This window comes from Mucilaginibacter ginsenosidivorans (assembly GCF_007971025.1).
Taxonomy (GTDB): domain Bacteria; phylum Bacteroidota; class Bacteroidia; order Sphingobacteriales; family Sphingobacteriaceae; genus Mucilaginibacter; species Mucilaginibacter ginsenosidivorans.
In genome coordinates this window covers 278,096-290,133 of record NZ_CP042436.1, presented here as the reverse complement: position 1 = coordinate 290,133, position 12,038 = coordinate 278,096, and the positions used below count along the sequence as shown (strand labels likewise).

12 protein-coding genes are annotated in these 12,038 nt (G+C 46.5%); 3 read left to right on the top strand and 9 right to left on the bottom strand.

All coding sequences use genetic code 11. The features are described 5' to 3' along the window. Nucleotides 1–30: 30 nt before the first annotated feature. Complete coding sequence (locus tag FRZ54_RS01330) at nucleotides 31–726, top strand: SMUG2 DNA glycosylase family protein (protein ID WP_147029855.1); 696 nt, start codon at nucleotides 31–33, stop codon at nucleotides 724–726. Between the two features lie 71 nt (nucleotides 727–797). Here FRZ54_RS01330 and FRZ54_RS01325 read toward each other — a convergent pair whose 3' ends face one another. After that, on the bottom strand, nucleotides 798–2,804 hold the full coding sequence (locus FRZ54_RS01325; protein WP_147029854.1) for a vWA domain-containing protein: 2,007 nt from the start codon (nucleotides 2,802–2,804) through the stop codon (nucleotides 798–800). Nucleotides 2,805–2,855: 51 nt separating this feature from the next. On the opposite strand from FRZ54_RS01325, the gene FRZ54_RS01320 reads away from it, so the two are divergent. Together FRZ54_RS01320 and FRZ54_RS01315 are read left to right on the top strand one after the other, a co-directional pair. Beyond that, nucleotides 2,856–3,455 (top strand): RNA polymerase sigma factor, encoded by a 600-nt coding sequence (locus tag FRZ54_RS01320; protein WP_228462599.1) that lies wholly within the window; start codon nucleotides 2,856–2,858, stop codon nucleotides 3,453–3,455. Beyond that, nucleotides 3,448–4,809 (top strand): carboxypeptidase-like regulatory domain-containing protein, encoded by a 1,362-nt coding sequence (locus FRZ54_RS01315; RefSeq protein WP_147029853.1) that lies wholly within the window; start codon nucleotides 3,448–3,450, stop codon nucleotides 4,807–4,809. The genes FRZ54_RS01320 and FRZ54_RS01315 overlap by 8 nt, the downstream gene beginning before the upstream one ends. Nucleotides 4,810–4,811: 2 nt before the next feature. Here FRZ54_RS01315 and FRZ54_RS01310 read toward each other — a convergent pair whose 3' ends face one another. From FRZ54_RS01310 to FRZ54_RS01275, 8 genes are all read right to left on the bottom strand, one after another. Then, nucleotides 4,812–5,537 carry a DUF4197 domain-containing protein gene (locus tag FRZ54_RS01310; RefSeq protein WP_147029852.1) on the bottom strand — a complete coding sequence of 242 codons (726 nt, stop codon included), beginning with the start codon at nucleotides 5,535–5,537 and terminating at the stop codon, nucleotides 4,812–4,814. Between the two features lie 27 nt (nucleotides 5,538–5,564). Beyond that, nucleotides 5,565–6,575 carry an inorganic phosphate transporter gene (locus FRZ54_RS01305; RefSeq protein WP_147029851.1) on the bottom strand — a complete coding sequence of 337 codons (1,011 nt, stop codon included), beginning with the start codon at nucleotides 6,573–6,575 and terminating at the stop codon, nucleotides 5,565–5,567. 9 nt (nucleotides 6,576–6,584) lie between these two features. Beyond that, complete coding sequence (locus FRZ54_RS01300) at nucleotides 6,585–7,235, bottom strand: DUF47 domain-containing protein (protein WP_147029850.1); 651 nt, start codon at nucleotides 7,233–7,235, stop codon at nucleotides 6,585–6,587. 81 nt (nucleotides 7,236–7,316) lie between these two features. Then, a complete protein-coding gene (locus FRZ54_RS01295) occupies nucleotides 7,317–8,381 on the bottom strand; it encodes a sensor histidine kinase (protein WP_147029849.1) in 1,065 nt (354 codons plus the stop codon). Between the two features lie 100 nt (nucleotides 8,382–8,481). Continuing rightward, complete coding sequence (locus tag FRZ54_RS01290; RefSeq protein ID WP_147029848.1) at nucleotides 8,482–9,018, bottom strand: YceI family protein; 537 nt, start codon at nucleotides 9,016–9,018, stop codon at nucleotides 8,482–8,484. A 648-nt stretch (nucleotides 9,019–9,666) separates the two neighbouring features. Then, complete coding sequence (locus FRZ54_RS01285; RefSeq protein ID WP_147029847.1) at nucleotides 9,667–10,974, bottom strand: carbohydrate porin; 1,308 nt, start codon at nucleotides 10,972–10,974, stop codon at nucleotides 9,667–9,669. A 100-nt stretch (nucleotides 10,975–11,074) separates the two neighbouring features. Further along, a complete protein-coding gene (locus FRZ54_RS01280; RefSeq protein WP_147029846.1) occupies nucleotides 11,075–11,725 on the bottom strand; it encodes an HD domain-containing protein in 651 nt (216 codons plus the stop codon). Between the two features lie 37 nt (nucleotides 11,726–11,762). Further along, nucleotides 11,763–12,011 (bottom strand): helix-turn-helix domain-containing protein, encoded by a 249-nt coding sequence (locus FRZ54_RS01275; RefSeq protein ID WP_147029845.1) that lies wholly within the window; start codon nucleotides 12,009–12,011, stop codon nucleotides 11,763–11,765. Nucleotides 12,012–12,038: the final 27 nt, after the last annotated feature.

Below are 12,038 nucleotides of genomic sequence, written 5' to 3'. Positions count from 1 at the left end.
CAGGAGCTCTTTCTTTTATATATTTAACCCATGACGTTTGCTGAAAAAGTTATCCGGTTTAATGAGAACCTCCACTATACCGGGCCTACCCTGCCCGAAGGTATCCGGATAATGAATCCGTTCCGGGAGTTTGAACAAACTAAGATCATCAGCGAAGCATTTTACAGGAAGTATTACAGTGATGCTAACCCGAGACACCTGATCATGGGCATTAATCCCGGCAGGTTCGGGGCGGGGCTTACCGGGGTGCCGTTTACTGACCCGAAACGGCTGGTGTCGGAATGCCATATTCCGTATCAGGGCAAAGTAACCCATGAGCCGTCATCGGTATTTGTGTATGAGATGATCAATGCCTACGGCGGACCGGAGCAGTTTTACGGGAAATTCTATATCAATTCCCTTTGCCCGCTTGGCTTTACATCAGCAGACGAAAAAGGCAGGGAGAAGAATTACAATTATTATGACAACCCTGCACTGGCCGCCGCCGTCAGCGATTTTATTACAGAAAATGTTCGTACGCAAATAGGACTGGGGGTAAAAACCGATGTCGTTTTCTGCTTTGGTACCGGAAAGAATGAGAGTTACCTACGCAAGCTGAACGACAAATACCATTTCTTTGATAAAGTCATCGCGCTGGAACATCCGCGGTTCATTATGCAATATAAAGCCCGGACTAAGCAGATTTATATTAATAAGTATTTAGAGGCGTTTGCATCGGTGGGCTAACAAAAAAGCGGCCCCGGTGGTCCGGGGTCGCTTAAGGTTTAGGTTTGTTAAAAGAAAAGTGAAGGTTTGGTTTAGTACGTTGTTGTATAACTGGCGCTGTTAGCGAGTGATTTAGCAGTTTCGGCAAGGCGAATAAATTCAGACCGGTAGCCGCCTTCATCGTGTCCTTTGGCGCCCTGGGCAATGCTGATGGCCTGGTCGAAAGTGGCGTGTTGCTTAAACTGCGAGTTGCGCAGCAGCATTCCGAATTCGGCCACTGCCGATGCAAACCTGAAATCGGCAGTAGTGCTGTTAAAAGATGCCGGCCTGTCCTTCACTACAGCCACACTCATCTTGCTGTAGTCCGATCCGGGTTCTTTGTACCGGAATTTCACCGTCATCAGTTCGTCTGAATACGGTATTGAAGGATTGTTTTTGGGTTGCTGGTATTTCAGCGGGTCAACACTGGCGCTGTAATCATCGGCTACACCTGTCGGAACTATCTCGTACAAGGCAGTCACCGTGTGGCCCGAGCCCATATCGCCGGCATCTTTTGTATCGTTGTTAAAATCTTCCTTTTTCAGCAGGCGGTCCTCGTAACCCACCAGGCGGTAGGCCTGTACTTTGCCGGGATTAAATTCGACCTGTAATTTCACATCCTTGGCCACCATAAACATGGTACCGCCATATTCATCAATAAGGGTTTTGCGCGCCTCGGTAAGGTTATCGATGTAGGCATAGTTACCGTTGCCCTTGTCGGCGAGGGTTTCCATCTTGCTATCTTTGTAATTGCCCTTGCCAAAGCCCATAATGGTTAGCGGTACATTGCTTGAGCGTTCGCGGGTTATCAAAGTTTCCATATCGCCGTCGCTGTAATCGCCAACATTAAAGTCACCATCAGTGGCCATTATAATTCGGTTATTGCCGTTTTTACGAAAGTTTTCGCGGGCTATTTTGTACGCCAGCTTAAGCCCTGCGCCACCGGCTGTCGATCCGCCTGCGCTTAAATTATCTATGGCATTATAGATATCTGATTTTTTATCGCCCGTGGTCGACGGCAGCACTAACCCGGCGTTACCGGCATAAACCACGATGGCAACCCTGTCCTGCGCCCTCAGCTGATCGGTCAGCATTTTCATTGCTGCTTTTACCAGCGGCAACTTGTTAGGCTCATCCATCGATCCGGATACGTCGATCAGGAACACGAGGTTCGATGGCGGCAGATGGCTCATATCGATAGTGCGGGCCTTTAAGCCGATGCGCACCAAACGGTGATTGTTATTCCATGGTGCCGACGAAGTTTCGGTAGTAATAGCTACCGGATCGCCGTTGGATGGGCCTTGCAGGTCGTATTTAAAATAGTTGATCATTTCCTCAACGCGAACAGCGTCAACCGGCGGCAACTGGCCGTTGTTGATAAAGCGCCTTACGTTGCTGTAGGAAGCAGCGTCGACGTCGACAGAAAAGGTAGACAAGGGAACATCTTTGGCGTTTGTAAAACCGTTCTCGTTGATAGCCTTATAACTTTCGTCGCCCGTGTTGCCGGTATAATAGCCTGGGTTGTTTGCTTTTGCTTTCGCGATGGAATTGTTGACGGAATATTTGTAAACACTCATGTCGGCTGCTTTCGGGGGATTTTGCGAATTCACGCTTACTCCACTAACCTTTCCCTGCAACATTGTTGGCGCCGAAACTACCGCAACATCGGCGTTAGCCTCAGGCTGTATGGTGGCGACGCTTCCTGTTACGGATTGTTTACGTTGTACTCCATAACCGACAACTACCACTTCATTCAACGAAGTATTGGATGGTTTTAAATAAACATCCAAACTATCGCTTTTGCCAACAGCTACTGTTTGCGATTGGTAACCCACAAAGCTGAAAACAAGACTTGCGTGCTCGTCAGTAACATCAATATTGTACACGCCGGCGCTATTGGTTTGCGTAGCAATTTTGGCGCCTTTTATGGTAACACTGGCACCGGGGATAGGTAGTTTATCATCGCTGCCCAATACTTTTCCGTGTATGTGGCGAACGGCGTTGCATTTGAATGCTGCAAAAGCCGCTATGATCAAAGGGATGAGGATTAGCTTTTTCATTTGTTGTGTTTTTCCTTAATGATGCAGCATCGAACCAATTTCCATAAGCCGATGAAAAATTTTATTTTGCCCGTTGCAATGAAGTTTTTCAAAAGGACGGTTAAGTCAGGAAGTACGGATGATGAAGCGTTGTTGGAGAGCTACCGCCAAAGCGGCGACCTGTCGGTTTTAGGCGCACTTTTTGAAAGATATATGCCTTTGTTATACGGGGTCTGCCTGAAATACCTGAAAGATGAGGAAGCTGCAAAAGACGCAGTAATGGGTATATTTGAAGAACTGATTATAAAAGTTAAGCAACACGATATTAAACAATTCAGGAGCTGGGTGTACGTATTGGGCCGCAATTATTGCCTGATGCAATTACGCTCGGGAAAAAAGATGGAGGAAGTTTCGCTCGATGAGGTTATGGAATTTACCCCATTTTTGCATCCTGAGGAAAACAATAATAAAGAAGAGATATTAAACGCTTTGGAACGTTGCATGAAAAAGCTGACCGAAGGACAAAGACATAGCGTACAACTCTTTTATTTGGAAGAAAAAAGTTATAAGGAGGTGGTGGAAGCGACCGGTTATAGCATGAATGATGTAAAAAGCTACATACAAAATGGCAAGCGTAACCTGAAGATCTGCCTGGAGAAGAACCGTGAGTAAGCACAAGGACGACATATCGCAAATAAGAAAGTACCTGGACGGGCAGCTGGACGCGCGCGCCATGCACCAACTGGAACGAGGCGCGCTTGACGACCCTTTCCTGGCGGATGCATTGGAAGGGTATGAAGCGGCGGGCAGGGATCAAAAAAACAACATGGCCGAACTGGAGCAGCGTTTACAGGACCGCACTGATAAAAAAGTCAGACCGATGTGGATTCCGCTTTGGGCGGCTGCATCGGTGCTGATCATTATTGGGGTTGGGATATGGTTAGCTACCAAAGATGAACCGGCAAAAAAGAATGTAATAGCTGAAGCGATCAAACCGAAAAAAGAAGAAAAGCAAGCTGTAAGGGCTGCGCCAGCGCCTGCCACATCGCCGTACATAGCGGATACACTTAAACCGGCGGAAAATGAATCAATTGCTAAAAATCAACCGCCTGTATTTGCTGCGCCGGCGATAGCGACCGATAAGGATGTTAGTGTAAAAACGGGAAAAAGTAAACAGGTTATTGCAGCCGCTGTAAAAACAGACACAAGTCTGTTTGTCAAAAAAAAACCTGCGGCTGCGGAATCTGAGGGATACGCAAATATGCCGGCACCCGCTGCGGCGGACATAAAGCTTAATGAACCGAAGGCATCGCTGAACGAAGTAGTTGTGCAGAGTCAAAAAGCGGATGCTAAGTATAAAAATGATGTGGCAAGCGTGAGTGCGGCTAAGCCGAATTCAAAAGCAAGCCCGGAGACACTGTTGACAAGCAAGGTTGAAGGACTGGACATCAAGCCGTCGAATAAAAGCACGCTGACAGGTATCATAACCTCTGCCGGTGGCAATGGACCTTTGGTTGGCGCCATTGTGAAGATCGCCGGGTCTAATTTTGGCGCGGTTACGGATGCGAACGGCAGGTTTGTACTGCACGATGTGCCGGAAAAAAGGAGCCTTATTGTGGGCTACCTTGGCTATGATACCAAAAAAGTCAACCTGACCGGCACAGGCGATTCCATTAACGTGGCACTTACGCCCGCGGGCAGCGCGCTCAAGGAAGAAGTTACCAGCAATGATAAACGGAACAGGAACAATACTAAGTCTGCAGATGACGCGCACCCAAGCGCGGGTTGGAAGGCACTTAATGATTATCTTGATAAAAACGCGGTAGCATCGGATGGGCAGGCCGGAAAGGTGGATCTTTCGCTAACCGTGGACGGGCAGGGCAACCTGAATAATTTCAAAATATTGAAAAGCCTCAGCGCCGCTGCCGATAAAAAGGCCGTCGACCTGCTGATAACCGGGCCCGGCTGGTCCGGTAGTGCAGATGGACAAACCCACGAAGTAAAACTGACCGTGGTATTCAAATAGGCCTATTTGGTTGCCTTTTGTGCAAACGTAAATACCTTTTGCATCAGCGGGGTCGACCGTGCAGTAAGGTTTTGGCGGATATTTAATTCTTCCTTTGCTATCTCCAAAAACAAACCATCAATTGTTTTTTGCGTGGCATAGTCCGAAATATCAGGATTCATATGTTTAACAAACGGCAGTTTGTTATATTCAGAAGCTGCGGTCCCATAATATTTTGTTGCGCCAACCTTATCCAGGTTCACTTTTATCACCGGCTTAAATTTGGCCGCCAATTCAGCGGTTGTCGTCCGTTTAAAATATTGTGTAGCGGCATCCTTCTGACCCATCAAAATATCGCTTACATCCTTCAGTGTCATTTTCTTAATAGCGGCAATAAATATCGGCTTTGCTTCCTTTGCGGCACTTTCGGCAGCGCGGTTTAGCGAGAGGATCACATTGTCGCATAGCTTGTTCATACCAAGCCTGCGCAGGGTGCTTTCAGCCTTTTGTGCTTCCGGCGGGAAAAGTATTTTTACAGCGGCATTCCCAAAAAAGCCATTTACCGCCGATAACTGGTCCGAGCTTTTAGCAGTGCCCTGCTCAAGCGCTTGCTTTAATGCGCCGCCTATTTCCAAAACTGATGGGCCGCTTTGTAAGGAGACTTTTGCAGGCGCAGGCTTAAAACCATCAAAACTTGAAAGGGAAATGCTGATAGCCAATAGCCCGCACAGCAGGAATGCTTTTTTCATAAACAGGTAAAATTAGATGAAGCTAATTTAGGCTATCGCCCGTAACAAAGCAAACACACCCGCAGCAATTAACGCCGAAACCGGGATGGTTATTATCCAAGCCCAAACCAGGTTTATGGTGACGCCCCAGCGCACCGCCGACAGGCGCTTGGTAAGCCCAACACCGATAATAGAACCGGTTATGGTATGCGTAGTAGAAACAGGAATACCAAAATACTGTGTAAAAAACAGGGTAATGGCGCCGGCCGATTCTGCGCTTACGCCCTCAAGCGGTGTAATTTTGGTAATACGGGAGCCCATGGTTTTCACGATCTTCCAACCGCCGGAAAGCGTACCCAAAGCTATGGCCGAATAACAGGCAAGCGGTATCCATTCGGGCATCGCGCTGCCGGTACCAATCACTTTTGCCGCTATCAGCGCTACATAGATAATACCCATCACCTTTTGCGCGTCGTTGCCGCCATGCGCATAGCTAAGTGCTGCAGATGATAATAGCTGCAGCCTTTTGAACCACTTTTCGGCCGAGGCGGGCCGAGCGCTTTTGCTAAGGTGAAGCACAATTATGGTAACAATATAGCCGATAATAAGCCCGATCAATGGCGCCAGCACGATATAGGCGATAGTAGTGAGTACCAGTTTCAGGTTGATGGCGCTAATGCCATTTGCACCCATATAAAGTGCATTGGTAATACCGGCGCCCGCAAAACCGCCAATCAAAGTATGCGACGAACTTGACGGTATGCCAAACCACCAGGTTATCAGGTTCCAGCTTATCGCAGCTATAAGGCCGGCAAGTAACACATGGAGGGTTACAAAGTGCTCATTTACAATTTTAGATACCGTTTTGGCAACATTATGTTCTTTCACAAAAAAGAAAACGAGGAAGTTAAATGCTGCGGCCCAAAGCACCGCCTGGAAAGGCGTAAGCACTTTGGTTGAAACGATGGTGGCAATGGAGTTTGCAGCATCGTGAAAACCGTTGGTATAATCAAATAGTAGCGCCAGGCAAATTACGAGTACGAGGGAGCTTGTTATCATTTACTCAAATCAGGCGTTTTTAACTAAAATTGATTCCATAACATTGGCTGCATCTTCGCAGCGGTCAGTAGCCGTTTCAAGCACAGATAGTATCTCTTTGTATTTGATCAGCCGGATAGCATCGGTCTCGTAAAGAAAAAGGTCGGCAACCGCGCGGTCAAATACGTAATCGGCCTGGTTTTCCACGCTGTTTATCCTGATGCAGGAATCGGCAATATTGCGCACGTTGCGCAGATCTTTTAATTCCTTTATCGCTTTTTCCAGGTCGATACTGGCCTGTTGTATCAACTCGCAAAGTTTTTTGATATGATCGTTCAGGTCGTCGATGCGGTAAAGCAACATCCGGTTGGCAGCACCCTGTATATTGTCGGCTACATCATCAATTGCGGTTGCCAGCGAGTGGATGTCCTCCCGGTCGAACGGGGTGATAAAGTTCTTGCCGAGCTCAAGATATATCTGGTGGGTTATCTCGTCGCCCCTGTTCTCAAGCTTGTCTATCTGTTTGTACAACTCCTCGCGCGTAACAGGACTGGCTGAATTGACCGCTTCGACAAGGCAATTCGACATGGCAACCACATTGTTGGCAGCCTGCTCAAATAAGGGGAAAAATATTTTCTTATCCTTAGGCACAAAATACTGGAAGATGCTGTTCAGTGACATTTTTTATAGATATGTAGGGTCAGATGGTATGGCGCTATGTTAAATTTTTGCAAAGGTAATGTTTGCAATGTTAAGTTAATGTTAACTATTTAAAACAGGAATAGTCGGGAACGGAATACCCTGTTTAGCTTTTTGAAGGGTGAAGCCGAACGTCGACCCCAGCCCCTCGGTACTGCGGACATTGATGGTTTCCTGGTGGGCCTCAACTATATGCTTTACAATGGCAAGCCCCAGGCCCGATCCCCCGATCTGTCTTGAACGGCTCGTATCCGTCCGGAAAAAACGCTCGAAAAGGCGGGGCAGATATTTTTCCTCGATACCTATGCCATCGTCCGTAACTTCCACCAATACCTGGTCGTGCAGTTCAAACAGGCTCACAGAGGTGCTTCCTTCTTCCTTGCCATACTTGAATGAGTTGTCGATGAGGTTCACCAGCACTTGTCTTATTTTTTCCCTGTCGGCATTTACCAGGATAGGCTCGTCGTACTTTTGTTTGAATACCAGCTTTATATGATGTTCCGCTGCTTTCATTTCAAGCGATTCGAACACTTCTCTGATCAGGTCGTTTATTTTGAATTTGGTGTAATTGATGGGGATCTCGCCTGTTTCGAGCTTTGATATTTCGTCCAGGTCTTTAATGAGGTAACTGAGCCGGTCGACATTTTTTGAGGCCTTATCGAGGAATTGCCTGGCCATATCGGTGTCCTCAAAATCGTCATCTACAATGGCATCTATATAGCCCTGTATGGCGAACAGGGGTGTCTTAAATTCATGGGAGATATTCGACAGGAAATCCCTCCTGAATTTCTCTTGTTTACGCAGGTCATCGATTTCAGACTTTTTCTGCCGGGCCCATTCCTGCACTTCCTGCTCCACGTCGTTTATCGGGTCGGCGCTTACATGCTCGCCAAGCGCATCACGCAGGTCGCGCCCGAGTTTCAAATTGTGTATCAGCTTATAAATGATCTTGATCTTGGAATAGATATATTTTTCGAGCAGGATATAAAAGGTAACAAAGCTGATGGTTAAGGTAAGCCCAAAGGTGACGCTGACATCGTACCAGCTATGCTTAAAATAGTAGTTAACCGCCGAAACCGTAATAGCCACAGCGGCGGCATTAATGAATACCAGGACGCGTAATTTCATACAGTAAAGTTACGATTTGTATGCAATTACAAGTTTGCCAAATGCTTAGCCTCCCGTTAAGTTAACGTTATCAAATTATTACCCTGTGGCGTGCGGGAGTTTACTTAGTAGTAGTTATGCTGATGTCAACCTTCACATCGTTTGACATGACCAGGCTTTTGCCACCCACGCCATAGGTAGTGCGCTGTATCTGGAAATTTCCTTTAAATTCAGCACCGGATACTGATTCGGTATAAGTAAACGGAACGGCGATGGTATTGGTCTTGTCCTTTATGGTGAGGCTGAAGGTACCTGTATAGTTGCTGCCGCTGTTATGTTTGAACGAAACAGATTTCATGCTAATGTCAGGATATTTTGCAACGTCGAAATAATTGTCGCTTTTCAAATGATCGTTGCGCGTTCCGTTATCGGTGTCGATGGTATTCACATCAACCGATGCGGTAATAGAACTGGCCGCCAGGTCGGCAGGATCGAACTTTACTTCTCCTTTAAAACCGGCCAGGGTGCCGTCGACAGTAAATCCCAGGTTTTTAATATGGAATACAACTGATGATTTGGTTACTGTTTGCTCCTTAACCTGGGCGAATGTGCAGGTGGCAAAAAATAAAAATAGTAGCAGGGGATATATTCTTTTCATGTTGTGAACAGATGCAAGTATGCAAAAATAAGACGAATCTATCTATGAATTATTACATTAGTGGTTGAAATAATATGATAATATTTATCGAATAGCCTAAGCCCTATATCATAAACTAATGGAACAGGAGAGATTTGAGTTTAGCCCGGTACGACCGACCTTATTCGTAGTTAATGTACCCTTATTGTATTATTGGCTAACCCATGGCATTGCAATAGCCCTTCTGATCCATAGACCTATATTCTGGATCATGACAATTTTCTGCATTTTAATTATACGAACCCCGGTACGTACAACATTTCTGATGCTGCTATTGAGGCCTGCGCTAATATTATCAAATGAGTCGATTACTATTACCGGAAGTGATTACACTATAAAATGGAGAGATGTTAATGATGTATAATATCTGTCAAGTACGGGCGGAGACGCGTTAATACCCTTAAAATCGTATTACGTAACTATCAAAGTAAGGGAGACGGATAGGAAAGGTTATTTAATGTAGTTGAGAAACCCCTTTACACGTTGGTACCGATGGGCCACCCGAAATTGGACAACAAGCTTGTTTGAAATCGATTTGTCTCTTGTGAGAGGCAATAATGAGGAGCTATTTCATACCATTTTGAGGTATTACCAAAACAACCGCGGTTTCTAAAAACCCACATGTACCCTTAGTCCAAGTACACTCACCGGCCCGCGGTCGGCATTATAAGCAGGGTGCAGGATGAACTGGTAATCGGGACTTATCCATAACTTTTTCTGGAAGGCATTCACTTTGTAATAAGCTTCTGCGATCAGTTCGGATGAATAATTGAGTTGGCCGTCGCCGATCAAAAAGCCATAACCGCCGGCGGCCAGGTAGTTCTTATGGTCGGGTGAGAGGCCATTGGCAATAAACGCCAGTCCAAGCTCGTCGTCGCTGCGCTTCCACGAGTTTCCTTTCAGTACGGCTCCAAAACTGAGCGAATGGTCTATTTCGGTAAAGAACCAGGTTTGGGTATGGCCGTCGTTGTAGCTTGCTTTGGCAAATACGCCGAAGCCGTTAGCCAGGTATTGGTCCGCACTGATGCCGAAGCCGTATTTGTGGCGACCATATTGCTGGGTCATATCCACATCGGGCGCATTGGGGTTTTGAAGCACTGCCTGGTTGTAATTCCCGAACTTGCCATTATTACGGAACGCCAATAGCCGCACAGCTCCTTTTTGCCCCGACAGGCTGTACCGTTTTTCAAACTCGATGGTTTGGCTGTTGGCTTTGCCGATCTTCGAGTCCCATACCGATTCATTTGCCTGGGTGGTAACCATGGTAAAAGCAAAACGCAGCGTCCAGTTGGGCTGGCCCAATTCGGCAGTGGCGCCTAAAACATAACCCCGGGTGTTGGCGGGATAGTCCCAGGCAGCATTGTCCATCAATGCCCAGTTCATAAACTGGGTGCGTGGGTCATGACTAAATTGGTTGCCGTCAAAAAAATCAGCCATGCCGAATTTACCCGCCGAGACGGAAAAGTAACGGTTACTCCGTATCCCCGCTAATTGATTAATGTCATCATCCAGCGTGTCTTTTTCGCTGCCCCATTCAAATGTTTGCTTCAGGTATAGCCTTGCGATGTATATCTTAGGTTCGGTAGCGCCAACGCGAAATGTCTCGCCATTTGGGAAGCCCGCAACACCCAGCGTTTTACTTAAACCTGCCCCGCCCGATATTTCCGGGTTAAAATAGGCTTCAGCTCCCTTCCATAACCTTGCCCCGCCATAGAGGGTGGAGGTTAAAGAACTTTGCGTCTCTTCATTTACCGAGAGGCTGTTCAAACCACTATAAGGTGCGCGGAACGCCGGTTTGTATTGTGTAATTACGGTCTGCTGGAAATGGAAATTAAAAAATTGCCGCGTGGCGGTATCCTGCGCTGATGCGATGGTTACAAGTAGGATGCCGGTAAGCAGGAATATAGTTTTCTTCATAAATCGCGCTAAGATATAGCCGCAGCATTAAGCCTGTGTTAAAGCCGCTAAGCCATTGTTAGGCAAATCTAATAAAAAATTTAGACTAATCTAAAAATATTTAACTAAATTTTACTTCGCTATAGAATTGGGTGAGATATTGCTCCATAAACTGATGGCGCTGCTGTGCAATGGCCTTACCAGTTGCGGTGTTCATTTTATCCCGCAAGAGCAACAATTTTTCGTAAAAATGGTTGATGCTGGGCGCCGAAGATTTTTTGTATTCGTCCTTGCTCATGTTCAGGTTGGGCTCGATATTGGGGTTGTATATTTCGCGGCCTTTAAAACCACCGTAGCTGAAAGCCCTTGCTATCCCAATAGCGCCAATGGCATCAAGGCGGTCGGCATCCTGCACCACGGCCAATTCTTTCGAGTAAAATGTGGCTTTATCAAACCCGGCCTTAAATGAGATATGCCGGATGATCTGCTGCACGTGGATGACGGTATTTTCATCCACACCGATGTTTTTTAAAAACTTACCGGCGGTTTCCGGCCCAACCTCTTCATCACCATTGTGAAATTTGGCATCGGCAATATCGTGTAACAAGGCAGCCAGTTCAACTACCATTATATCACATTCTTCGGTTTGGGCTATGCGACGGGCATTGGTCCACACGCGGTGAATGTGCCACCAGTCGTGCCCTCCTTCAGCTTTTTCGAGGGTTTTTTGTACGAAGGAAACAGTTTTATTAATAATAGCCTGGTTATCCATATTTTTGCTTTTGGTCCGCAAAAATAACGGAAACAGCTTAAACGGCCCTTAAAATATCCGCTTCGGCATTAGTTAAAATCTCCACCGGGTCTGTTTCCAATATTTCTGCTATCTGCAGCAGTCTTTCGACAGTTATTTTGGTGTAGCCTAACTCTATTTTGCTATACGCATTTTGGGAAATGCGCAGTTTAGCTGCCAGGTATTCCTGTGTGTAATTCCGGTGCTCCCTTATCTTGCGGATGTTGGCAGCAACCTGCCTGATTTTTAAATTCAGTTTATCCTTCATAACATTCATACGTTTAACAGGTCTGGT